The 22,217-nt window shown below is 72.1% G+C and carries 20 protein-coding genes and 1 pseudogene; 11 read left to right on the top strand and 10 right to left on the bottom strand.

What is annotated here, in order from left to right:
• The first annotated feature begins 176 nt into the window (after window positions 1–176).
• Window positions 177–1,214, top strand: a complete 1,038-nt coding sequence (locus tag ACZ5SK_RS14535) for a hypothetical protein (protein ID WP_334578298.1) — start codon at window positions 177–179, stop codon at window positions 1,212–1,214.
• Here ACZ5SK_RS14535 and ACZ5SK_RS14530 read toward each other — a convergent pair.
• Window positions 1,184–2,065 carry an SURF1 family protein gene (locus ACZ5SK_RS14530; protein ID WP_334578297.1) on the bottom strand — a complete coding sequence of 294 codons (882 nt, stop codon included), beginning with the start codon at window positions 2,063–2,065 and terminating at the stop codon, window positions 1,184–1,186. The two genes, ACZ5SK_RS14535 and ACZ5SK_RS14530, sit on opposite strands and share 31 nt — an antisense overlap.
• A 158-nt stretch (window positions 2,066–2,223) precedes the next feature.
• Between ACZ5SK_RS14530 and ACZ5SK_RS14525 the strand changes: the two genes are divergently transcribed.
• Window positions 2,224–4,050, top strand: a complete 1,827-nt coding sequence (locus ACZ5SK_RS14525; protein WP_468576056.1) for a S9 family peptidase — start codon at window positions 2,224–2,226, stop codon at window positions 4,048–4,050.
• 100 nt (window positions 4,051–4,150) lie between these two features.
• Here ACZ5SK_RS14525 and ACZ5SK_RS14520 read toward each other — a convergent pair whose 3' ends face one another.
• The 4 genes from ACZ5SK_RS14520 to ACZ5SK_RS14505 form a co-directional block, all read right to left on the bottom strand.
• Complete coding sequence (locus ACZ5SK_RS14520; protein ID WP_334578295.1) at window positions 4,151–4,324, bottom strand: hypothetical protein; 174 nt, start codon at window positions 4,322–4,324, stop codon at window positions 4,151–4,153.
• A complete protein-coding gene (locus ACZ5SK_RS14515; RefSeq protein ID WP_334578294.1) occupies window positions 4,321–4,698 on the bottom strand; it encodes a DUF6415 family natural product biosynthesis protein in 378 nt (125 codons plus the stop codon). The genes ACZ5SK_RS14520 and ACZ5SK_RS14515 overlap by 4 nt, the downstream gene beginning before the upstream one ends.
• Complete coding sequence (locus tag ACZ5SK_RS14510; RefSeq protein WP_334578293.1) at window positions 4,695–5,057, bottom strand: hypothetical protein; 363 nt, start codon at window positions 5,055–5,057, stop codon at window positions 4,695–4,697. The genes ACZ5SK_RS14515 and ACZ5SK_RS14510 overlap by 4 nt, the downstream gene beginning before the upstream one ends.
• A 95-nt stretch (window positions 5,058–5,152) precedes the next feature.
• Window positions 5,153–6,340 carry a helix-turn-helix domain-containing protein gene (locus ACZ5SK_RS14505; RefSeq protein ID WP_334581235.1) on the bottom strand — a complete coding sequence of 396 codons (1,188 nt, stop codon included), beginning with the start codon at window positions 6,338–6,340 and terminating at the stop codon, window positions 5,153–5,155.
• 165 nt (window positions 6,341–6,505) lie between these two features.
• Here ACZ5SK_RS14505 and ACZ5SK_RS14500 point away from each other — a divergent pair, with 165 nt between their 5' ends.
• The 3 genes from ACZ5SK_RS14500 to ACZ5SK_RS14490 all read left to right on the top strand — a co-directional run bounded on the left by ACZ5SK_RS14500 (window position 6,506) and on the right by ACZ5SK_RS14490 (window position 8,889).
• On the top strand, window positions 6,506–7,186 hold the full coding sequence (locus ACZ5SK_RS14500) for an HAD family hydrolase (RefSeq protein WP_334578292.1): 681 nt from the start codon (window positions 6,506–6,508) through the stop codon (window positions 7,184–7,186).
• A 50-nt stretch (window positions 7,187–7,236) separates the two neighbouring features.
• A complete protein-coding gene (locus ACZ5SK_RS14495) occupies window positions 7,237–8,100 on the top strand; it encodes an ROK family protein (protein WP_334578291.1) in 864 nt (287 codons plus the stop codon).
• Window positions 8,101–8,331: 231 nt separating this feature from the next.
• Entirely contained in the window at window positions 8,332–8,889 is a 558-nt protein-coding gene (locus ACZ5SK_RS14490; RefSeq protein WP_334578290.1) for a hypothetical protein, read from the top strand.
• A 181-nt stretch (window positions 8,890–9,070) separates the two neighbouring features.
• Here the strand turns inward: ACZ5SK_RS14490 and ACZ5SK_RS14485 are convergent, their stop codons facing one another.
• The gene (locus ACZ5SK_RS14485; RefSeq protein ID WP_361704917.1) at window positions 9,071–10,969 is read right to left on the bottom strand and encodes an NAD-binding protein; all 1,899 of its coding nucleotides are present in this window, start codon (window positions 10,967–10,969) and stop codon (window positions 9,071–9,073) included.
• A gap of 210 nt (window positions 10,970–11,179) precedes the next feature.
• On the opposite strand from ACZ5SK_RS14485, the gene ACZ5SK_RS14480 reads away from it, so the two are divergent.
• From ACZ5SK_RS14480 to ACZ5SK_RS14470, 3 genes are all read left to right on the top strand, one after another.
• Window positions 11,180–12,208, top strand: coding sequence for a permease (locus ACZ5SK_RS14480; protein ID WP_443041335.1), 1,029 nt, complete (start codon window positions 11,180–11,182; stop codon window positions 12,206–12,208).
• Window positions 12,205–13,005: a TIGR03943 family putative permease subunit gene (locus tag ACZ5SK_RS14475; RefSeq protein WP_468576053.1), complete on the top strand. Its 801-nt coding sequence runs from the start codon at window positions 12,205–12,207 to the stop codon at window positions 13,003–13,005. Before ACZ5SK_RS14480 ends, ACZ5SK_RS14475 begins: the two co-directional genes overlap by 4 nt.
• A 96-nt stretch (window positions 13,006–13,101) precedes the next feature.
• Window positions 13,102–13,497 carry a luciferase domain-containing protein gene (locus tag ACZ5SK_RS14470; RefSeq protein ID WP_334578287.1) on the top strand — a complete coding sequence of 132 codons (396 nt, stop codon included), beginning with the start codon at window positions 13,102–13,104 and terminating at the stop codon, window positions 13,495–13,497.
• A 185-nt stretch (window positions 13,498–13,682) separates the two neighbouring features.
• On the opposite strand, the gene ACZ5SK_RS14465 is transcribed toward ACZ5SK_RS14470, so the two are convergent.
• Window positions 13,683–14,357, bottom strand: a complete 675-nt coding sequence (locus ACZ5SK_RS14465) for an SDR family NAD(P)-dependent oxidoreductase (RefSeq protein WP_361704766.1) — start codon at window positions 14,355–14,357, stop codon at window positions 13,683–13,685.
• 129 nt (window positions 14,358–14,486) lie between these two features.
• Between ACZ5SK_RS14465 and ACZ5SK_RS14460 the strand changes: the two genes are divergently transcribed.
• The 3 genes from ACZ5SK_RS14460 (at window position 14,487) to ACZ5SK_RS14450 (ending at window position 16,016) form a co-directional block, all read left to right on the top strand.
• A complete protein-coding gene (locus ACZ5SK_RS14460; RefSeq protein ID WP_468576052.1) occupies window positions 14,487–15,200 on the top strand; it encodes a TetR/AcrR family transcriptional regulator in 714 nt (237 codons plus the stop codon).
• An 11-nt stretch (window positions 15,201–15,211) separates the two neighbouring features.
• Window positions 15,212–15,391 (top strand): hypothetical protein, encoded by a 180-nt coding sequence (locus tag ACZ5SK_RS14455; RefSeq protein ID WP_457495134.1) that lies wholly within the window; start codon window positions 15,212–15,214, stop codon window positions 15,389–15,391.
• Window positions 15,392–15,494: 103 nt separating this feature from the next.
• Window positions 15,495–16,016, top strand: a complete 522-nt coding sequence (locus ACZ5SK_RS14450; protein ID WP_468157726.1) for a hypothetical protein — start codon at window positions 15,495–15,497, stop codon at window positions 16,014–16,016.
• Between the two features lie 7 nt (window positions 16,017–16,023).
• Here the strand turns inward: ACZ5SK_RS14450 and ACZ5SK_RS14445 are convergent, their stop codons facing one another.
• The 3 genes and pseudogenes from ACZ5SK_RS14445 to ACZ5SK_RS14435 form a co-directional block, all read right to left on the bottom strand.
• Window positions 16,024–16,806 carry a glycosyltransferase family 2 protein gene (locus tag ACZ5SK_RS14445; RefSeq protein WP_457495136.1) on the bottom strand — a complete coding sequence of 261 codons (783 nt, stop codon included), beginning with the start codon at window positions 16,804–16,806 and terminating at the stop codon, window positions 16,024–16,026.
• An 8-nt stretch (window positions 16,807–16,814) separates the two neighbouring features.
• Window positions 16,815–17,393: pseudogene (locus ACZ5SK_RS14440) on the bottom strand (UTRA domain-containing protein); the annotation flags it as partial.
• 313 nt (window positions 17,394–17,706) lie between these two features.
• Window positions 17,707–21,813, bottom strand: coding sequence for an nSTAND1 domain-containing NTPase (locus ACZ5SK_RS14435; protein ID WP_457495137.1), 4,107 nt, complete (start codon window positions 21,811–21,813; stop codon window positions 17,707–17,709).
• Between the last annotated feature and the right edge of the window lie 404 nt (window positions 21,814–22,217).

The raw sequence follows: 22,217 nt of genomic DNA, 5'->3' as shown, positions 1-22,217 counted from the left end.
GAGAAGCCGAAGGGCGGGACCCCCACGAGAGCCACGACAGTCACGCGCGCCACGACAGTCACGCGCGCCACGAGCCGTTCGCGTGGCACGAGCCGACGGCCGCGTCGAACTCGCCGCGTTCGACAGGCTCGTCGGGCAAGCAAGAGCCGAAGCAATCGCACGCTGGGAACTCAACCGTGAACCACCACCTCGACGACCAGGGCCTCGAAGGGCTCGACTCGGACGAGCTGGCGCTGCGCCGGATGCTGCACGACGCCGTCCAGGAGATGGAGCCGCGCGACGGCACCCTGGACCACCTGCGGCGGGCCGTCCCCGTCCGCCGGGCCCGCAAGCGGCAGGCGGCCGTCGGCATGGCGGCCGCGGCGCTCTTCCTCGGCACCGCCGTCCCGGCCGTGCTGCACGTCTCGAACGCGGGCAGCTCCGATGCCAACCCTTCCATCGCCGGCCAGGCCTCACAGGCGCAGGGAGGCGTGGGTCAGGGCAAGAACCCCGACGGCGGCTCCTCGGGCAAGGTCGGCGACTCCTCCGGCGCGACCGGTGAGCAGGACAAGGGCGGCGCCACCGACCCCGGCCAGGGCAAGGAGTCCGCGGGCGGCACCGCCTCCAGCGGCGCCGACCCGACCGCCGGGGCGCAGATGAGCGTGGCCGTCTGCGGACCGTCCCAGCTCGCCGCCGGCGCCCCCGTCGTCGACGTCCCCGACTCGGGCGGCATCGTCTACGGCACCTTCCGCGTCACGAACTCCTCAGCCACCGCCTGCACCGTCGGCGGCAAGGTCTCCATGACGTTCGACGCGCAGGGCGCCGCCGACGCCACGAAGATCACCGTGGTCGAGCACACCTCCGGGGACGCGGCGGCCGGCCTTCCCGACCCCTCCCTCTACGTCACCGAGCACGACCTCGCGCCCGGTTCCGCCTACGAGGTGAAGTTCGCCTGGGTGCCCGCCGCGACCTGCCCGACCACGGGCGGCAACGGCGGCGGCGACAGCGGCGGCGGTACGGCGTCCCCGTCGCCGACCCCGAGCGAGCCGGCCGGCACGACCGGCGACACCACGTCCGGCACCTCGGCCCAGCTGCTTCCCGAGGACGGCGCCACGGCCGACGGCAGCGTCACCGTGTCGTACACGGCGGAGGGCGGCTCGCCCACCGCCAAGGCGACGGTGACGAAGGCGTGTACGGGGACGATCTACCGCACGGGCGTGCTGGCGTCCTCGTGAACCGCTGACCCGGCGGGCTTCTCGTGAACCGCTGACCCGGCGGGTTCCGCGGGCTCCTCGGGTTCCGCGGGCTCCTCGGGTCCCGCGGGCTCCTCGGGCACGATCCCGAGCTCCGCGTCCCGGGCGAACTCCACCTCGCGGCGCAGCAGCCGGAACCACATGAACACCACGAACCCCGCGAAGACGAACCACTCGCCGGTGTAGCCCAGGTTCTGGAACGCCTTCAGGTCGAGCCCGGTGTCGGCGGCCGCCTTCGCGGGCACCGCCGTCATCCCCGGATCGGCGGTGGCGAGGGTGATCCAGGCGTCGTAGAGGTCGTACGGCACGAGATTGACCAGCGAAGCCGCACTGATGGCGGCGGTCTGCCCGGCCGGCAGCCCGCCGCGGGCGCTCACGCCGTCGTCGCCGGGCTGCTCGGACGCCTGCAGCGCGCCGGTGACGGTGACCTCGCCGGCCGGCGGCGCCGGCGCCTTCGCGGAGTCGGCGGTACCGGGCAGCCAGCCGCGCACGACGGGCAGCGCCTTGCCCCCGTCGGTCCGCAGCAGGGTCAGCACGTAGTAGCCGCTCTTGCCGTCCAGCTCCCGGTCGGGCACCAGCAACTGCGTGCTGTAGCGCCCGGTGGCGGTGGCCTGCTTGCCGGACGTCGCCTTGTCCACGGGCAGCAGCTCGGCGAGGGGCCGCGCGGCGTCGGTCTCGGCGGAGCGGGCCTGCGCCTTCGCGTCACGGTGATCGTCCACCCGTGCCTCGAACCGGCTCAGCTGCCAGGACCCCATGAACACACAGAAGGGGATGGCCAGCAGCACGAAGACGTTGATCCCCCACCACCGGGGAGTCACCAGAAACCGGTACACGCCCTCCACGGTACGGGGCGGCTGCGGGGGACCGGCTGGCGGGGTGAGGCACGCGAGGCGGCCCGTAGGTGCGAAGCAGGTGCGAAGACGGTGGGAAGTTGTCCACAGGCTGGGGGCCGGGGAGGCCGATTGTCGTCGCGGACCGGCAGTATGGGGTCATGACTGAGAGCAACGTGTCCGCCGCACCGGAGCGGGACGAAGAGATGCCGCAGACGCCGAACTGGGAGAAGCGCTTCCGGGCGCCCCGGGTGTCGCTGCCCGACTGGGCGGAGGACGCGCCGCACCGCTCCCTGTTCGTGTCGAACGCGACGGGGACGTACGAGTTGTACGCCTGGGACCGTTCCACGGGCGAGCAGCGCCAGGTGACGAACCGGCCCAACGGCACGACGGACGGAGTGCTCTCCCCGGACGGCGCGTGGATCTGGTGGTTCGACGACAAGGACGGCGACGAGTTCGGCGTCTGGCGCCGTCAGCCGTTCGCGGGCGGCGAGGACGAACCGGCGACGCCCGGCCTGGACCCCTCCTACCCGGCCGGCCTGGCCCTGGGCAGGGACGGCCGTACGGCGGTCGTCGGCCGCTCGACGGACGAGGAGGGGACCACGATCCACGTGGCGCGGGCCGGCGAGCCCCCCTTCGAGCTGTACCGCCACCGGGAGTCGGCGGGCGTGGGCGACCTGTCCCACGACGGCAGCCTGATCGCGATCGAGCACACCGAGCACGGCGACGCGATGCACTCCGCGCTGCGGGTGCTGCGCCCGGACGGCACGCCGGTCGCCGAGCTGGACGACACCCGGGGCGGCGCCGAGGAGCTGGGCCTGGAGGTGCTGGGCTTCGCCCCGGTCGACGGCGACACCCGGCTGTTGATCGGGCACCAGCGCAGGGGCCGCTGGGAACCGCTGGTCTGGGACGTGGCGACGGGCTCGGAGACGGACCTGGCCCTGGACCTGCCGGGCGACGTCAGCGCCGAGTGGTACCCGGACGGCTCGGGCCTGCTCATCGTGCACAGCTTCGAGGCCCGCAGCGAACTGTTCCGCTACGACTTCGCCGACGGCGAGCTCGTGAAGGTGGCGACCCCCGCGGGCACGGTGTCCGGGGCGACGGCCCGCCCGGACGGCAGCGTGGAGTACCTGTGGTCGTCCGCGGCCCAGCCGCCGGCGGTCCGCTCGACGACCGGCGGGGTCGTCCTGGACCCGCCCGGCATGAAGTCCCCCGGCTCGGTCCCGGTGGAGGACGTGTGGGTGGAGGGCCCGGGAGGCCGTATCCACGCCCTGGTGCAACGACCGCAAGGCGCGGGCACGGGCCCCCTCCCCACCGTCTTCGACATCCACGGCGGCCCGACCTGGCACGACAGCGACGCCTTCGCGGCGGCCCCGGCGGCCTGGGTGGACCACGGCTACGCGGTGGTCCGCGTCAACTACCGCGGCTCCACGGGCTACGGCCGCGCCTGGACGGACGCGCTGAAGCACCGGGTCGGCCTCATCGAGCTGGAGGACATCGAGGCCGTCCGCGAATGGGCCGTCTCGTCCGGCCTGTCCGACCCCGCCCGCCTGATCCTCACCGGCGGCTCCTGGGGCGGCTATCTCACCCTCCTCGGCCTCGGCGTCCAGCCCGACGCCTGGACCCTGGGCATCGCCGCCGTCCCCGTCGCCGACTACGTCACGGCCTACCACGACGAGATGGAGGCCCTGAAGGCGATGGACCGCACCCTGCTGGGCGGCACCCCCGAGGAGGTCCCCGACCGCTTCGAGACCTCCTCCCCCCTGACCTACGTCGACAAGGTCCGGGCCCCCGTCTACATCTCGGCCGGCGTGAACGACCCCCGCTGCCCCATCCGCCAGATCGACAACTACGTCAAACGCCTGGAGGCCAGAGGAGCCACCCACGAGGTCTACCGCTACGACGCGGGCCACGGCTCCCTGGTGGTCGACGAACGCATCAAGCAGGTGAGACTGGAACTGGAGTTCGCGGCGAGGCACTTGGGATAGGCGGTTTGCTTGGCGTTCGTGGTGCGGCCCTGCCCCGGCGCGGCCGCCACGTACACCAACAGGCCGGTGGTGGCTCTCACGCGGGGTTCCTCGGCGGCTGCTACCGGTGGCACGAGCAGCGGCATCGGTGGACGAGCAGTACCTTCGTCGAGTGCGGCAGGGGTACGTCCTTGAGCTGGCGGCACCGGGCGTGTAGGTCCTCGTAGCCGGGCCTGCGGGCGAGCGTGCACTCGGCGGACAGGGTCTCGGCGGTGCCGTCGGCCGTCGTCCTCACGCGTGCTCGCCGCCGATCGTCTCGTAGTGGTCGCACAGGGCGTTCAGGACGCGGGCCAGGCGCTGGACGTGTTCGAGCACTCCGCCGGGTCTGTGGCTTGCTCCGGTGCGGAGCTTCCCGCGGGCCTCCCCGACGCAGGCGAGCGCGCAGCAGCGGGGGATGCTCTCCTCGTTCAGCTTCCTGGCCGCCCGTTCGACCTCGGGGATGAGAAGTTCCAGGTGTCGGCGTACCGTCTCGGCGACCGTGGCCAACTCCTCGCCGGACACGGCCTGTACGAGCGCGCCGCTCTCCGGGGCCAGGAGAAGGTTCACTGTCTCGCGCATCGCCGAGAGGCGCATGGGTGAGCCGTCGCTGGTGTTCACGACCGTCTTCACCGGACCGCCTCCAGTGCCTGGCGCAGGATCGCGGTCCTGGTCAGCCCGTGTCGCTGCGCGAGGAGCCAGTACGGGCCGGGCGGTGCCTCCTTGTGACTCGGCGGGAGTACCACGTGGGCGTTGCGCCCGAGGGCCGTGGTCTCGGGGACGTCCCAGTCGGCGGCGCTGCCCGGCGGAACGAAGAAGTACAGCATCGGCTCGGACGGAGCCGGGTCCACGGCGACGGCCCCCGGTGTCGCGATCTGCTCGATGGCGCGGACGGCCAGGTGCCGACCGACCTTCACGGCGTCCCACTCGACACCGGCGGGTGCGAGCCGCATGCCGGCCGCGCTCAGCAGCTGTGCCGCATCGTTGATCATCTGTCGTCCGTCCTTCGTTGCGGTGTGCAGCGAAGGTATGGCGAAACCAACGGCGCGACCCGAACCCGGAGTTCGGGTGAACCAGGAGTTCGGGGTCAGCGGAGCTGGAGGCGTTCGGCAAGGCCGTCGACCTGGCGGCGGAAGGTGGGACGGACGCGCCTTTGGAGGCCGAGGATCATGTCCCGGGCGAGAGGGCTGCGCGCCAGGTCCTCGGGTGCCGTCTCTTCCAGGTCCAGCAGGTGCACGAGGACCGCCGCGTCTTCCCTGCGCAGGTCGTAGCACCTGGCAAGTTCCAGGCCGAAGGTGAACTGGCGCTCGAGGCTGGGCAGTACGCGCGTATCGATTGTGTCGGCCAGGCGCAGCCCCTCGGATGCCTCGCCCGCCAGCATCTCGATGCTCATGGCATGCAGGTGAACGTTCGTCGGCCCGAAGACGGTCCATTGGACGTTGCCGCCCTCGCCAACCCTGCGGCCGAGAGGCGCCGCCCGCTGCTCAAGTCGCTGACGGGCATCCCACCAGCGGCGGCGGCGCGCGTCGGACACCACCGCCACCAGTTCAAGGGCCCCTTCGACGGCCTTGGCTTCCTCAGTCGCCTGTGCCCGGCCGAGCTGCTCGATCGCCTGCACGGCGACCTCCTTGGCCTCTTCGACGGCGGCGGACTCCCCGTGTGAGAGCAGGACGTGACCGAGATTCCACTGGGCCGCCGCGATGCGTAGCGGGTCGTCCGCGTCCTCGGCGGCTCTGATCGCGCGATCGGCGACCATGAGCGAGAGGTCCAGCCTTGCTGCGCGGCGGCAATACGACCTGAGCAGCCCGTACAGGTCAGCGGCAACGCGCAGGACTTCGCGCCGCGACTCGACGTCGTCTCCCCTGCGGTGTGCGCGGACCGCATGCTCGACGTCCCTGATCAGCTCCGGGAGGACACGCGCCGCTTCCGTGAACCGATCCTTCGACGACTGCCATGACCTCCAGGCCCGCTCTACCCGTTCCCGGAGCTGTACCGGACTTGCCGGAGCCGAACTGACCGGTAAGCCGTAGCCCATCAGCGCGCTGACGACTCCCGGGGCAGCCGTGACGGGAGGGACCGAATCCTCCACGGGGCCGCTGGTGAGCAGCGCGGCCAGTGGCACGCCGAGTTCAGACGCGAGGCGGGCGAGCACGTCTGCGGAGGGTACTTTCTGTCCGGCCTCGATCTGTTGCAGATAGCGTTCTGTGATCCCGCACAGTCCGGCGACGGCCGCTTGCGTCCGGCCTCCGCTCTTGCGCCGGTAGTACCTGACCATCTGGCCAACAGGCAGCCTCGGTGAGGTCATCGTTGCGCCCCCCTTCCCCCGCCCGGGTCTCGTACCGTCAGCGTAGGACCGAGCACGTTGCCGCGTGCCGGTCCGCACACGTTCGAGTGACCCGTCGTAACACCCGATTGCAGAGCGGCAAGTTGAGGAGACGTCATGGCGCGACTGGTCCTGTGGGACATCGACCACACCCTGATCGATACGCGCGGTGTGGGCCGTGAGCTCTCGGCCGCGGCGTTCCAACGGACGCTGGGCGCGGCCATGCGCCGACAGGCAAAGATCGACGGCATCACCGAGCCCGTCATCTTCCGGGAGACCGCGAAACTTCACGGCTTGACCACCGATCGCAGTGACTTCGACCGGTTCGCTGCCGCCCTGACGGAAGAGCATCTGGCGCAAGCAGCGGATCTCCGCGAGCGAGGCCACGCTCTGCCCGGCGCAGCCGCCGCCCTGGACCTTCTCGCTGCCTATGGCATCCAGCAGACCGTGGTGTCAGGGAACGTTCGCCCCGTTGCCGAGATCAAGCTCCAGGTCTTCGGTCTCGACCGGCACATCTTGTGGGATCTCGGTGCCTACGGCGAGGACAACGACCTGCGCGCAGAACTCGTGAGGATGTCCCTCCAGCGAGCCGACGCCTCACCCGTTGACGCCGTGCTGATCGGCGATACCCCGGCCGACGTGGAGGGCGCGCACGCGAACGGTGTACGCGTCATCGCCGTGGCGTCGGGACGCAGCGACGAGGCCGCGCTTCGTGAAGCCGGCGCGGAAACCGTGCTGCCGGATCTCCTGGACTCGGAGCTGCTGGTGAAGCTCGTACGCGGTACCGGTGTCCGCTAGCGTTCTTAATCCGTCTCTGTTCGGGATCACGGCGTGAGGTGGAAGTGGCGATGAGGCACGCGGCAGTAGGCGTCGACATCGGTGGTACCAAGCTGCTCATGCTCGCGGAAGGGCAGGAGCTTGAAGCGCCGATCGCTCGACGCCTGGCCACGGGGCCGTCGGCCGAGCCCGCAGAGATCGAGGCCGCTGTCCGGGCCTTCCTCGCCGACAACTCCCTGCAACCGACGGCATTGGGGATCGCCGTGCCCGGTCTGGTCGAGAAGGGTCAGGTCAAGATCTCCGACGTGCTGCCTCAACTCGCAGGCTGGGAGGGCCTCCACATCGACGGCACCCCGCCGCTGCTCGTCAACGACATCCGGGGCGCTCTCGCACAGGAGTCTTCCGGCCTCTCCAGCTCCTCCTCCGCTGCGGTGATCGTCTGTGGGACAGCAGTGGGCTCGGCCTACCTGTGCGAGGGGCGGGTCGTCCGCGGCTCGCGAGGATGGGCCGGTGAGATCGGCAGCATGCCCGTGCCGACGCCTCAGGGCGTCAAACGGCTCGACGACCTCGCCGGCGGCGCTGCGATCGTGCGCGCGGCCGGCGAACAGCCGGAACGGATCCATGCCGCGCTTGCCGCTGGTGATCCTCGAACGCGGCGCATCGTCAACGCTGCGGGCGAGGCGTTCGGCCTCGCCATCGCCTCGCTGGTCAACATCCTCAACCCGGACGTGGTCCGGATCGCCGGCGGCACCCTCGGCTACGCGGGCTACTGGGACACCGCCGTGACCACGGCGCGCACCCACGCCCTGCCGGAGTTGTGGGAGGTCTGTAGCGTCGACCGAATCCACGCCACGGAACTGGTCGTTGCCCGAGGTGCCATGCGTCTCGCCACCGCAGCGGCCGATGGCCGGGCATGGGTCGAGCAGTACGTCTGACCGGAACCGGAACCAGAGCCGGAACCGCTGGATTTCCAGTCGTCACTGCCGGTGGCGGGGCGGCGCTGTTCCACTGGTTTTCGCGCGGCGACGATGGCGGTGCCGTTGCCGTTGCCGTTGGTGGCAGACTGCCTGGACTGCGAGTGACGGGGGGCACAGGTGAGTAAGAAGCATGCGCGGAAAATGCTGCGGAAGATGGCGGGCGGGGAGCCCGTTCAGATCATCATCTCCATGACGACGATGAAGGGACTCAGCCGACTCGCCTTCATCGCCGAGCAGTTCGGGTACGAGTACGCGGACCTGCAGCAGACCGGCGACAACAGGTTCGCGCTGCTCATCGTGCCCGACCCCAGCCCGCAGGCCCAGGAGCGTGCCGCGCGGAACCGGGCGCGGTACCCGGACGCGAGTGACGGGGTCTCGCTGCCGCCCGTCGTGCCCGACGCGATCGAGCTCCTCAAGGCCCGCATGGTGGTCGACCTCGGCAGCCAGTTCACCGACAGGCTGCGGATGGCGATCGCGGTTTTCGTCCTTACCGTGTTCGCCGGGGCCATCGGCTTCAAGCTCCGTGCGTACACCTCCGCCGTCGTCATCGTCGGCATCGTCTGGGCCGCGCTCATGGCCCTGCTGCCGGTCATGCTCGCCTACAGCCGACGTTACAGAGCCAAGTACGCGGCCCGGCTGCAGGCCGCCGGGTTCACGCCGGTGACCGACCGGAACGGGCGGCTGCGGTATGTGCCGCCGGGCGGACGGCTTCCCGGCCACGGCAATCCGTTCGCCGGAGGCGCGTAGCGCCTCGGGCCACCGCAGGAGAACGGGGCGCGCCGACAGGCGGCGGCAGGCGGCGGTACTCGGCGGCACTCCGGCGGTACTCGTCGCGGTATTCGTCGCGGAATTCGTCAAAAGGGCGGCAGGGGCGATGAACCGCCGCCCGGCCTTACGCCCCCGCCCGGCCCTACGCCCCCGCCCGGCCCTACGCCCCCGTGACCCGCCGTCCCCGCCGCCGCAACAACTCGGCCAATCCCCGGCGAGTGGCCGCCAGCACCACGCGGTCCTCGCTCTTCAGGATGCGAGTGTCGGCAAGGTCCCACACCAGGCCGGAGCCGCCCTGGCCTTCGCGGCCGGTGTCCAGGGCCAGGACGCGCCAGTAGCCCGGCCGGAAGGCCTGGCCGACCGTCTTGCCCTCCAGTTGGGCGTGGCCGCCGACCTCCAGGGCGGCGAAGAGCAGTACCCGGCGTTCGACGGGGATCGCGCCCAGGATCTGGCGGCCCATCATCGCCCCGGCGAACGACGGCGCCGACAGGTGGGAGACGCTGCGGCTGCGGGTCAGGGCCTGGGGGTGCGCGGCGCGCAGGGTGCGGTAGACGGCGGTCGCGAAGTCGTCGTCGTACAGGCGGAGTACGACCCGCAGGTCGGGGCGGAGCGAGCGGGCGTACAGGGCCGCTTCGAGGTTCGTGGTGTCGGAGCTGGTCACCGCGAGCAGGGCGTGGGCGCGGTGGATCTTCGCGGCCTCCAGGACGCCCTCCTGGGTGACGTCGCCGAGAACGACCGGCACCCGTAGACGGCGGGCCACCGCGAGTCCGCGCGCCTCGGGTCCCGCCTCGACGCACACCACGGGGATGTTCAGCTCACGCAGCCGGATCAGAACGCGGGTGCCGATCTTGCCGAGGCCGAGGAGTACGACGTGGCCGCCGAGGCCCCGGGGCGGTCGGCGCAGCGCTCCCGCACCGCGGAACGTGCCGAGCGCCTCCAGCACCGCCGCCAGCAGCACCGGCAGCAGCAGCAACCCGACCAGTCCGGAAAGGAGTTGGAGGACCTGCCGTTCGGTGGTCGAGCCGATCGCCGGGTCGTTGATGGAGAAGAGGTCCAGCAGCGTCAGGTACAGCGCCCCCAGCGGATGGATCCCGGTCGCCAGCCACAGTGCCACCGCCAGCGCGAACACACACCCGACCAGGCCCGCCAGCGACCATCTGAGCCGCCGCGAGAACAGCGAGGCGAACGACGCCACCACCCCGACTCCCCGCCCGGACTGCACGGCGGGCCCGGCGGAGTACGCGACCTGCTCCAGGACGACCGACCCGCGCCGGCCGGCCGCGGCCGCCTCCCGCACCGTCGCCGCGTCGGGCAGCAGCAGCGGCCCCTGCTCGCCGCTGGCGTCGGAACCGTCCGCGAAGGCCGGGTCGTTGCTGTTCGCGGAGAGCAGCGCGAGCGTGGGCAGGCCCGGCGGGTCGGCCTCCCCGGGCCCGGTCGGCAGCCGTTCCACGGCCCGCAGCAGGAGCCCGTTCGTCTGGACGACCTTGGTGGTGCCGGCGACGGCGGTCGCGGCGAGTGCGGGCGCGGCGGTGTCGGCGTCGGACAGCACGGTCGTCGAGGCGTCGCTCGCCGAGCCGTCCCCCGGTACGCCCCCGGTGGCCAACGCGGCTGCCTGGTCGAGGAGTTCCTCGATGTGCTGGCCCAACCGCCGGTTGTACAGCCGTAGGACGAGCCGCAGTCTCGGGTTGAGCCGGCGGGCGGTGAGGGCGGCGCGGATGTTGGTCTCGTCGTCGTCGTACACGAGCGCCAGCGCGGCGGCCCGCTCCACGCCCGCCTCGGCGAGCACGGCCTCGGTCGCCTCGACGGCCTCCAACGTGCGCTGGCCGTCAGCAGGTTCACCCGGGGCGGCGGCGAGCGTGCCGTTGCCAGCGGCCCGGTTGACGGCCGCGCTCACCACCCGGTCGAGCAGCGCCGCCGACACCGCCCGGGCCCGCCCGACGACCGGCGGCCGTGCCGTCCGTTCGGCGGGCGGCACGACGAGCGTGACCTGTTCCTCGTACACGCCCCGCAGCTCGGCGGCGAGCCGGTGTGCGAGACCGTCGTCGCCGCACACCACCATGTGCGCGCCGGCGGAGCCCGGCGACGGCTGACCCTGATTCGGAACGCTGCCCACGAGGGAGAAGACTGCCTCACCGGGACGGGAGGTTCCACGACGGACGTGAACACACGTGAACAACCGGCGCGGAACTCCCGTATGAAAGGGGAGGGAATGCAGGAAACCGACAGCGACAACAGCAGGACGAACACGGAAGCCGGAGGTGCGCGACCCGTGGCCATCACCAAGGCGGCTCCACGTGAGGAGGGCACGCGCCACGACCGACGGGAGACACCTCCCGCGCCGGACGAGCCCAGGCGGCTGACCTCCCCCCTCGTCCTGACCATGCTGCTGCTCCTGATGGTGCTGCTGCAGAGCCCCATCCGCCGCGCGCTGTCCGCACCGGTGATGCAGAGCTGGACGACCGTGTTCGTGGCCGTCGTGGTCCAGGCGCTGCCGTTCCTGGTGCTGGGGGTGCTGCTGTCGGCGGCGATCGCCGTCTACGTGCCCCCCTCCTTCTTCGCCCGCGCCCTCCCCTCCCGGCCCGCGCTCGCCGTACCGGTCGCCGGGATCGCGGGCGCGGTGCTGCCCGGCTGCGAGTGCGCGTCGGTGCCGGTGGCCGGTGCGCTGGTCCGCCGGGGGGTGACCCCGGCCGCGGCCCTCGCCTTCCTCCTCTCCGCCCCGGCGATCAACCCGATCGTGCTGACGGCGACAGCCGTGGCGTTCCCCCGCAACCCCGAGATGGTGCTGGCCCGGTTCGTGGGCAGCCTGCTCGTGGCGTGCGTGATGGGCTGGCTGTGGCAGCGGCTGGGCCGCACGGACTGGCTGCGCCTGCCGACCCACGCGCCGCACGAGGGGGAGACGAAGGGCGCGGCGTTCTGGGACTCGGTCCGCCACGACGTGATGCATGCGGGCGGCTTCCTGGTCGTGGGCGCGATGGCGGCGGCGACCCTGAAGGCCGTCGCCCCGCAGGAATGGCTGCGCACGGCGGCGGACAACCCGCTGCTGGCGGTTCTGACGCTCGCCGTCCTCGCGGTGGTCCTCTCGATCTGCTCGGAGGCGGACGCGTTCGTCGCCGCGTCCCTGACGCAGTTCTCCCTCACGGCCAAACTGGCCTTCCTGGTGGTCGGCCCGATGATCGACCTCAAGCTGTTCGCCATGCAGGCGGGCACGTTCGGCCGGGGCTTCGCCCTGCGCTTCGCCCCGGCGACGTTCGTGCTGGCCATCGCGTCGGCGGTCCTGACGGGATGGATCCTGCTGTGAACCGACAGTCCCAGGCGGCCGTCCTCTTCCTCCTCGGCGCGGCCCTCCTGCACGCCGGCACCACCGACCTCTACCTGCGCTACGTCAAGGCGGGCCTGCAACCGCTCCTGCTGGCGTCCGGCGTGGTCCTGATCGTGACGGCACTGGCGACGGCCTGGTACGAACGCCGCAGGACGAAGCACCAGCAGGCGAAGCACCAGCAGGTGCAGCGCCAGCAGAAGGAGGCCGGCGAAGTCGAGGGCGTCGAGGGCGACGAGGGTGACGAGGGTGGGGAGGTCGCCCACACCCACCCCGAACCCCGCGTCTCCTGGCTGCTGATCCTCCCCCTCCTGGCGCTGATCCTCGTCGCCCCGCCGGCCCTGGGCTCGTACAGCGCGACCCGCACCGGCACAGCCTTGCAGGAACCCCTCGCCTATCCGGCGCTCCCCGCGACGAACCCGCTCCCGCTCAGCGTCGTCGACTACGCGGGCCGAGCCGTCTACGACCACGGCCGCACCCTCACCGGACGCGAGGTCCAGCTCACCGGCTTCGTCGCCCTGGACCATGCCGGTACCCCCTACCTGGTGCGCATGGCCCTCAACTGCTGCGCCGCCGACGCCCAGCCGGTCAAGGTCGGCCTGACCGGCGACATCCCCCCGGTCCTCCAGCCGGACACCTGGCTGACCGTCACCGGCGCCTACACCCCGCGCACCACCCACGACCCGGTCAACAACGGCCCGATCCCCTTCTTCAAGGTGACCGCCGCCAAGCCGACCGCGACCCCACGGGACCCCTACGACGAGTCGTGGAACAACTGACCGGACACCGCACGGGACGAACCACCCTGCGCTACATCCCGGTTACGCCCCCCTCAACCCCTGGTGGCCGGGCGGTGATCGCCTCATGATGGGGGCATGACGGCGGCCTCGCGTGCCCTGACACGACTGGCGACCTGGCCGGACCTCGCAGAGGACCGGCCCAGCTGCGGCACCGGTCGGGCGTTGCGCTCGGGCGGTGTCGAGATCGCGCACTTCCATTCCGACATGAGCGTCGACCTGCACCTCACCGCCAGGGCGATCCGGCGGTTCGAGCGGGACCTGAGACATTCCACGGCCATCCGGCTGCTGCCGGGCTCGCCCTGGGTGACCGTCCATCTGGAGTGCGAGACGGACATCGACCTGCTGATGACGCTGGTCAGCGCCGCGCTCCAGGCCCACCAGAGGCACCCGGCGGCCGACGACGCGGCCCTCCCACGCTGCAACGACCACCGGGAAGCGGCACTCACCCGCGACGGCGCCAACGGCGTCTGAAACCTTCCGCTCCCTTCCGCGCTTCTGGGCACCCTTCCTTGCTGTGTTCGGGAAGCGGGGGCTTGGCGGGGCAGCTGTGGAAGACGGCCCCGACCCAGGTGTTGATGGCGAAGTGCGCGGCGTGGATACCAGGAGGCCGGAGGTCGGGTGGTCGGGTGGTCGGGTGGTCGGGTGGCTGATGGGCGTCAGAGACTGAAGACGAGTTCGGCCTGGTCGCGCCTGGTGGTGTGCAGGTCCCAGTAGACGGGGGAGATCTCCTCGGGCTGGGCGGTCGGGAATCCTGGGACCGCCGGCGTGCCGATCGACACGTTGATGGCGACGTGCGCGGCCTGGACACCGGTGCCGTCCAGCTCCTTGTGCAGGTTGATCACCCAGTTGCGCAGCGCCGCGGCGGCGGCGTTGACGTTGGCGATCTGCGGCACGGGGTCGACGGAGCCGGCGCCGGTGGTGAACAGCAGGGTGCCCGCGCCGGCCTCACGCATGGCGGGCAGCACCGCGCGGGTGGCGGCGATGGCTCCGTAGAGCTGGAAGTCCATCTCGTGCTGCACGTCGGCCGGTTCGGTCGCGGCCGGGGTGGTCATGACGGTCTGGAGGCCGCCGACCGGGGAGTACTCCAGGACGTCGATGCCGCCGAAGTGCGCGGTCGCGTCCTTGAGTGCCTGGGTGAGCGCGGTGCGGTCGAGGACGTCGGCGGGGAACGCGGCGGCGCTGATGCCCTCGGCGGCCAGCTCACCGGCCAGGACTTCGAGCTTGGCCTGGTTGCGGGCGATCAGTGCGACGTCGTAGCCGTGAGTGCCGTAGGTGCGGGCGATGGCGAGGCCGAGCTGGGGGCCGGCGCCGACGATGGCGATGGTGGGCATGAGAGAGCCTTTCACTGAAGGGGAGGTGGATAGGGCTATCCGTTTCTTTTCCGGAAAGCCCTATCCGTTTCGATGCCCACCGTAACACGAGAACCGGACAAGGCATTCCGGTTTGCTAGTCTGATCGTCATGAGCCCCCGAGACCCGCACCCCGAAGCCAGCGCCGGCGCGACCGTTTCCGCAGGTCAGTCCAAGCGCAGCGACGCGGAGCGCAACCGGGGGCGGATCATCGCCGCCGCGCGCACGGTCTTCGGGCGCGACGGGCTGAACGCCTCGATGGCCTCGGTCGCACGGGAGACCGGGGTCGGGATCGCCACCCTCTTCCGCCACTTCCCCCGCAAGGAGGATCTGCTCGCCGCGGTCTTCGCCGACCGCATGAAGGCGTACGCGCAGGCCACCACCGAGGCCCTGGCCGACCCGGACCCGTGGCACGGCTTCACCGGCTACATCGAGACGGTCTGCGCGATGCAGGCCGCCGACCGCGGCTTTGCCGACATCCTGACCATGAACTTCCCGGGTGTCCCGGAGCTGGAGAAGTACCACGCCCGGGCATACGAGGGCTTCCTCGAACTCATCGGCCGCGCCAAGGACAGCGGGCAGCTGCGCGAGGACTTCACCAGCCGCGATCTCGTGCTGCTGCTGATGGCCAACGCCGGCGTCCTCGGCGCCACGGCCGATGCCGCCCCGGACGCCTGGCGCCGCCTGGTCGCCTGGATGATCCAGTCCTTCCAGGCCCCGGCCCGCGGCCCGCTGCCGGACCCGCCGGAAGACGCTGCGCTGTACGAGGCCATGCGCCGCGCCAGCCGGGACGTCACCGCCCCCGAGCCCGGAAAGCGACGCTGAACCAGCGCCCGGTGGGACAGGGCGACCATGAGCCGGTTGTCTTCGAGGAGCCGGTCGTCTTCGAGGAGGAGGCCGGCACTTCCGGCCGCCTCCACCCCCTGCGGCCGGACGCGCCCGAGCAGCTGCACGGCGTGCTGCGGGAGAGTTCCGTCCGGGTGCGGGCCAGGGCGGCCGTCGCGGCGGACGAGTAGGTCACCGGCCGGACCTCGGCGTCTTCGGATCTGGTGAGCTGACGGTCCGTCAGATACCGTCTGCTGTGTCGTCGCACGTGCCGACGCAGAAGGGGTGAGCGCCATGGAGACCGACCCGGACCGTTCGACCCGTCCCTCCCACAGCCCGCACCCGACGGGGGATCCCCGTTGGGTGGCGATGTTCTACGACCCGTCCTCGGCGTCCTGGCGGCAGGCCGCCGAGTCCCCCGACCGCACGCCCGTGCTGTACGCGATCGGTGAGATGACCCAGGTCAAGCGGGCCCGGGGCGACGAGGTGACCGTCGCCCTGTGGGGTCCGAAGGACGGTGAGTGGCAGCGTTTCGACTCGTCTCCAGCGGCTGCCCCGGCGGAATCGGAGTCCCCGGCGGAGGCTTTCTCCCCGGTGCCGGCCGACGGCGCTGCCCGCCCCGGCCATGCCAAGCTCGCGGAACGCATGGAGGACCGCCGGCATCAGGTGCTCATGGCGGGCCTGAGCAAGGCGGGCCTCTACGACCTCACCCCGGACGACGTGACGGCCGTCCGGACCCTGGTCGACCGGGTCGACGAGAGCACGCTGCGGCGGGTCGCCCACTGGATGGCGGTGGCCGGCGCGCCGGTCGACTGAGCGACCGTCAGCCCCCGGCGGCGGGCGAGGCCGACGCCGTCGGATAGCTCCACCGGAACGACCCCAGCGCCCGGGCCCTCGCCTCCACGACCGTCATGCGCGCCGCCCGTTCGACGGGGTCGACGTGCGAGGCCTGGCCCGTGGCCTGGCCGTCCCACTTCCGGTAGTACAGGCCGACCTCCGCCGTGAACCAGCCGCGGCTCACCGAGTTGAGCGCCAGCAGCAGCCCGGTGTCCTCGGAGGCGGGCAGGGCCATCCAGCCGCCGAGCGCGGTCAGCAGGTCCCGGCGGGCGAAGAGGCTGGCGGGGTGTACCTGTGCGCGGAAGTCGTGCGCCGTCCAGTGGTCGAGGACGGCCCCCCGCTCGATCGGCCCCTCGGCCGGGTCCCCGGGGAAGCCGGCCGTGGAGCCGTCAGGGAACAGGTCGAGGACGCGCGAGGTCGCCCAGCCGAGGCCCGGGTCGCCCTCCAGCGCGGCCAGGTCGCGGGCGAGCGCGCCGGACGCCAGCCGGTCGTCGGCGTCGAGGACCTTCACGTACTCGCCCTCCGCGTGCGCGAGCGCGAGCGTGCGGGCGACTCCGGGGCCGCCGGCGCGTCCCTGACGAAAGGTCACGCGCGCGTCGGCGACGGGCACATGGCGCGCGACCTGGTTCGTCGTGCCGTCCTCGCGGATCACCCATTGCCACGTCCACCCCGCGGGCAACTCCTGTGCGCGCAGCGACTCGTAGGCCTCGGGCAGATAGCGGGCCGACGGGGCGTGGACAGCGGTGACGATGACGATGCGCCGGCTCACGGCGGCACTCACCACCTTTCCAGACGGGTGGTGAACAGCAGTTCGGTGCGGTCGGCGGGCAGTGTGACGTCGGAGACGTTCACCACGCGGCCGTCGACGGCGTACGACGTCTTGCGGAGCAGGATCACCGGCGCCCCCGGCGGCAGGTCCAGGTCCCGGGCCTCCTGCGGAGTCGGCGGGCGGGCGGTGACGCGCTCCTCGACGCGGTCCACCTCGATGCCGACGGTGTGCAGTTGGCTCTGCGTGCCGCCGGGCCACGGCTCCCTGGTCTCGTCCAGGAGTTCGGGGTTCACGGCGACCATGGCGTGCACGAGGTAGGAGGTGACGAGGCTGAGCGGGGCGTGTTCGGTGGCGCAGCGCGTGCGGTAGGAGCGCTCCAGGAGCGGGGTGCCCGGCGGGACGCCGAACGCGTCCGCGAGTGGTTCGGGCGCCTCGATCCGCCGGTACGCGGCGTGGAAGACCAGTTCCTCGGAGGGGAGGCCGGTGTCGCGTTCCGTCACTCCGGTCGTGGCGCGGGTGCTTTCCGGGCAGCGGGCCCGGTCCTTCTCCCACTGGTGCCTGCCGTTGTCACGGACGGCGATCACTCGGTAGGCCTTGGGCACGGCACCACAGTAAGGGTCCCGGCCCGTTCGGCCCGTGATCCCAGGTCGCCGGGCGTCGCCGGGCAGTCGGCGGGCGCGAAAAGGCCCGGTCGCTGGCGACGGGGGATGCACCAGCGACCGGGCTATGGCCAAGGCTAACAAGGCAGCCGGTCGGACGGGAGTCGACTTCTCAGTCGCCTTGCCGTTGTGATCGGGATCACTGTCACATCGCGGCCTTTGCTTAACCGTCGCTTATCCCTCACGTATCCGCCCGATCGCGACCCGTCCATCCCCCAAGCGCGACCCGCCCATCCCCCGATCACTCCTCGCACGGAGGGTCGTACGACAGCCTGGGCAGGTACTCGTGCCATGTGCCGGCCGTCAGCACGCCCCGCGTGGTCGCGCAGATACGGCTGATCGCCGCGTCGACGTCCAGGTTCCACAGCCGTACGGTGTCGGCGCCGCTGGAGACGCCGAGCAGGTGGCTGCCCGGGCTGAACGACAGGAAGTTGCCGGTCTTGGCGTTGGGGCTCATGGACTGCCCGATGGGGGAGGCCCCGTCCGGGTCGGACACGTTCCACAGCCGGACCGTGTTGTCGTTGCCGCCGCTCGCCAGGGTGCGGCCGTCCTGGCTGAACGTGAGCGACACGACCGCCTCGGTGTGACCGGTCAGGGGCCTGCTCGACTCGCTCGCGTCGAGGGGGTCGGAGACGTCCCACAGCCGGACCATGTCGTCGTCGCCGCCGCTGGCCAGCGTATGGCCGTCCGGGCTGTAGGCGAGGACGTTGACGGGTCCGCCGTGCCCCTTGAGCGGTGCCCCGAGGGGGGTGACATGGCGGGGGTCGGTGACGTTCCAGAGCCGGATGGCGGCGTCCGCGCTGCCGCTCGCGAGGGTCCGGCTGTCCGGGCTGAAGACCAGGCTGTTGATGTAGCCCTTGTGGCCGGTGAGCGGTGCGCCGAGCTTGACGGCGTGGGACGGGTCGGAGACGTCCCACAGCTGGATGGTGCGGTCGTCGTACGGCGTCGCCAGTGTGCGCCCGTCCGGGCTGTACGTCAGCGTGTCGGAGCCCGTGAAGCGGGTCCGCAGGGCGAGGGGCTCGCCGTAGGAGACGGGGTGGGCCGGGTCGGTCACGTTCCACAGGTACAGCCGCCGGTTTCCGTTCAGCACGGCGAGCGTGCGGCCGTCGGGCGAGAACGTCAGCATGCGCTGGTCGCCGTCCCCCGGCATGAACGGTTCCCCCATTGCCACGGGCCGGCCGGGAACCCGCACGTTCCACAGCCGGATCCGCCCGTCGCGCGCGGCGGTGGCCAGCACCTGCCCGTCCGGGCGGAACGCACCGCTGCGGCCGACCATGTCCGACGTCGGCACCGACCACAGCCGCACCTTGCTGTCGCCGCTGCCCGTGGCGAGGGTCCTGCCGTCGGGACTGAAACCCACGGCGTACATCTCGCCGCTGCCTCCCGCGAGCGGCTCGCCGACCTGCGACGGGTAGGCGGGGTCGCTGACGTTCCACAGGCTGGCCGTGCTGTCCGCGCTGCCGGCGGCGAGGGTCCTGCCGTCGGGGCTGAAGGCCACCGACCAGACGGGACCGGTGTGGCCGGTGAGCGGCGAGGCGAGTTGGGTCGTACGGCGCGGGTCGGCGACGTTCCACAGCCGGATCGTGTCGTCCGCGCTGCCGCTGGCGAGGGTGTGGCCGTCAGGGCTGAAGGCGAGTGAGTGGACGGTGTCGGTGTGCCCGGTGAGGACCTCGCCGATCGGCTCGGGCCGACGCGGATCGGCCGTGTCCCACAGCCGGATCGTGTTGTCGTCGCCGCCCGCCGCGAGGAGCCGGCCGTCGGGGCTGAACGCCACGGAACGCACCGCCGCCGTGTGCCCGGTCAGCGGTGCGCCGAGCAGCCGGACCCGGTCCCGGTCGGTCAGGTCCCACAGCCGCACGGTGTGATCCTCGTCGGCCGAGGCCAGCGTCCGCCCGTCCGGGCTGAACGCGAGCAGATAGATCGTGCCGGTGCGGCCGGTCAGGGGCGCCCCGAGCGCGCGCGGGCGCGCGGGGTCACGGACGTCCCACAGGCGGACGGTGCCGTCGTCCCCGGCGCTGGCGAGGGTGCGGCCGTCGGGGCTGAAGACCGCGCTGCTCACCCAACTCGTGTGCCCGGTGAGCGGCTTGCCCAGCGGCTTGGGGTGCGAGCGGTCGCTCACGTCCCACAGCCGGACCGTCCGGTCGTAGCCGGCGGTGGCCAGGACCTTGCCGTCCGGGCTGAACGAGGTGAGATAGACGGCGCCGGTGTGGCCGAGAAGCGGCGTGGCCAGCGGCGCGTTCACGATCGAGATCAGGCGGTTCCTCGTGCCCTCGTCGTCCGGCCGCAGGCCGTGCGCCACCAGGTCGAGCTGCGCGGACAGCGACGGATCCGTGTACTGGACCCGGTCGGCCTCCGCGACCACCTGCTCGAACACGGCGTCGTTGCGCTGCTGCCACGCGACGAAGGCCGCGCCGACGGCGAGGATCGCCAGCACCACCAGCGCCGCCACCGCGCTCCGGAGGATCCACACCGTGCGCCGGCGCAGCCGGACCGACGCCGCCAGGAACTCCACCGCGCCGCGGGTCAGGAACGTGTTGCCGGCCGACTTCGCCCAACTGCGGGCCTGCTCAAGCCGGGAACCCCGGTAGAGCAGCGCCGAGTCACGGTTGGAGCCCTCCCAGGCCCGGCCGTCCTCCTCCAGCCGCTGCCGCAGCAGATGGTCGCTGCGGTCCTCGTCGATCCAGTCACGCAGCCGGGGCCAGGCGTGCAGCAGGGCCTCGTGGGTGATCTCGACGGTCTCCGCGTCCAGCGTCACCAGACGGGCCCGCACCAGAGCTTCGAGCGACTCCTCCGTCTTGCCGGGATCGGTCGACTCCGCCGCCAACTGGCGGCGCGTGCCCCGCCGCCGGGTGGCCTGGGTGTCCTCGCCGAGCCGCACCAGCCGCAGCAGGAGCAGCCGCGCCGCGGCGCGCGCGGCGGGGTCGAGCCCGGACCAGGCGCGTTCGGCGGTCGCCGCCACCGCGCCCTGGATCCCGCCCGCCGCGCGATAGCCGGCCAGCGTCAGCCGACCCGCCTTGCGGCGCTGCCAGGTGGCGAGCAGGGCGTGCGAGAGCAGGGGGAGCACGCCGGCGTGCGCGCCGCGCGGACCGTCGACGGTCACCTCACGGATGATCAGCTCCGCCAGCCCCGGTTCGAGCTCCAGCCCCACCGCCCTGGCCGGCCCGACCACCGCCTCCCGCAACTCCGGAGTGCTCAACGGCCCGAGCACCATGTGCCGGTGCTGCAACGCGTCGGAGAGCTCGGGGTGACTGAGGCACTGCTCATAGAAGTCGGCGCGAATCCCGAGGACGACGAGGACGGGGGGCGGATCGGCGGCTTCCTCCGCCTTGCCGCTGTCGGCGGGGGTGCAGGCCGCGTGCAGGAGCTGGATGAAGAGCCGGCGAACAGAGTCGTCGGAACAGAGGGTGAAAGCTTCCTCGAACTGGTCGACGATGATGACGGGGCGGGTGGGTGAGGCGGAGGGGGAGGGAGAGGGGGACGGTGGGGCCGGGGACGAGGGAGAGGCCGGGGACGGCGCCAGGGGCGACGGGGTGTCGTCGGCGGCCCACGCGGTGACGGCCTTCCGTACTGCGCGGGCGAAACGCGGGCTGTCGGGGGCGGGCTCCCCGGCGACGACGGAGGCGAGTTCGGGGATGTGGCGGACCAGCTCGGCGAGGGGGTCCGCGCCGGGCACGAGCTGAAGGACCTTCGCCCCGCCGCTCTGCCCGCCCGGCGCATCGCCCATCGCGCCGTCCTGCAGCGCGGGCACGAGGCCGGCGCTGAGCAGCGAGGACTTTCCCGCCCCGGAGGCGCCGACCAGCATGACCAGGCCACCCGTCCGCTCGACCGAGCGAAGCTGGGCGACGAGGGCGTCCGTGCTCCGCTCCCGGCCGAAGAACCAGCGGGCGTCCTCCTCACGGTACGAAGCAAGCCCCCGGTACGGGCACACGCCGCCGGGGACGCCGGGCCCTTCGGACGGAGGCCGTTCCTCCTCCTTCGGCACAGAGGCGACGGGGACCTCGCCGACGACCGGATCGGCCACCGCCCGCTCCCACAGCCGCTGCCACTGGGCGAGGTCGTACAGACCGGGGGACACCGGCGTGGGCCGCGAGCGGCGCGCCTCGGGTATCAGGACGTGCAGCACCGCGGCGAGGGCGGCGAACTGCGCGGGAACGTTCCTGGCCCGTCGCCAGTCGCTGATCCGCTGGGCGGACACCCGTACGGGCCGCCCCCGTTCATCTACCCGCCGCAGCCGGACGACCGCCTCGGACACGCGCTTGAGGGGAGGGTTGCCGGCCTCCTTGTACAGCAGCGCGAGTCGTTCCGCGAAGGCTGTACGCGCCCCCGAGTCGGAACTCAAGGCCTCCACCCCATGCTTCCCCCGCACCTGGAAATCCGGACCGGAAAACCCAGTTTATATGGCTGACCTGCGAAGAAGGGGTTGACCGGACACCGGATCCTCCTCGGATCGGGCCTCAGCTGGCACGATCCCGAAGAAGAAGCGCATCTACCGGGCGCGGTCGACAGCCCCTCCACGGGGCGCGGTCGACGCCGTCCGCACCGTTCGGCAGCGGTCCGCACGAGGGGAGGGACCGGTGCCGAACGGTGCGGCGTGTGCACCGCCTCGGATGCCGTCGTCCAGTAGTCCCGCGGGGACGTGACGAAGATTCCGCCCGGACGTGACGAACGTCCCGCCCGGACGTGACGAACGTCCCGCCCGGACGTGACGATGGTGGTTCTCCCCACCTTTCTGCCCTGGTTGTCGGTGGCGGC

It is taken from the genome of Streptomyces sp. NPDC031474, assembly GCF_055581185.1.
This window is presented reverse-complemented; position numbering and strand designations above follow the sequence as displayed.

What these genes read in the sequence shown, in the direction of transcription:
- ACZ5SK_RS14465 (WP_361704766.1), bottom strand. Translation starts at nt 14,357, where the DNA reads ATGCCCACCATCGCCATCGTCGGCGCCGGCCCCCAGCTCGGCCTCGCC.
- ACZ5SK_RS14525 (WP_468576056.1), top strand. Translation starts at nt 2,224, where the DNA reads ATGACTGAGAGCAACGTGTCCGCCGCACCGGAGCGGGACGAAGAGATG.
- ACZ5SK_RS14460 (WP_468576052.1), top strand. Translation starts at nt 14,487, where the DNA reads ATGAGCCCCCGAGACCCGCACCCCGAAGCCAGCGCCGGCGCGACCGTT.
- ACZ5SK_RS14510 (WP_334578293.1), bottom strand. Translation starts at nt 5,057, where the DNA reads ATGATCAACGATGCGGCACAGCTGCTGAGCGCGGCCGGCATGCGGCTC.
- ACZ5SK_RS14505 (WP_334581235.1), bottom strand. Translation starts at nt 6,340, where the DNA reads ATGGTCAGGTACTACCGGCGCAAGAGCGGAGGCCGGACGCAAGCGGCC.
- ACZ5SK_RS14495 (WP_334578291.1), top strand. Translation starts at nt 7,237, where the DNA reads ATGAGGCACGCGGCAGTAGGCGTCGACATCGGTGGTACCAAGCTGCTC.
- ACZ5SK_RS14450 (WP_468157726.1), top strand. Translation starts at nt 15,495, where the DNA reads ATGGAGACCGACCCGGACCGTTCGACCCGTCCCTCCCACAGCCCGCAC.
- ACZ5SK_RS14485 (WP_361704917.1), bottom strand. Translation starts at nt 10,969, where the DNA reads ATGGTGGTGTGCGGCGACGACGGTCTCGCACACCGGCTCGCCGCCGAG.
- ACZ5SK_RS14470 (WP_334578287.1), top strand. Translation starts at nt 13,102, where the DNA reads ATGACGGCGGCCTCGCGTGCCCTGACACGACTGGCGACCTGGCCGGAC.
- ACZ5SK_RS14490 (WP_334578290.1), top strand. Translation starts at nt 8,332, where the DNA reads ATGACGACGATGAAGGGACTCAGCCGACTCGCCTTCATCGCCGAGCAG.
- ACZ5SK_RS14500 (WP_334578292.1), top strand. Translation starts at nt 6,506, where the DNA reads ATGGCGCGACTGGTCCTGTGGGACATCGACCACACCCTGATCGATACG.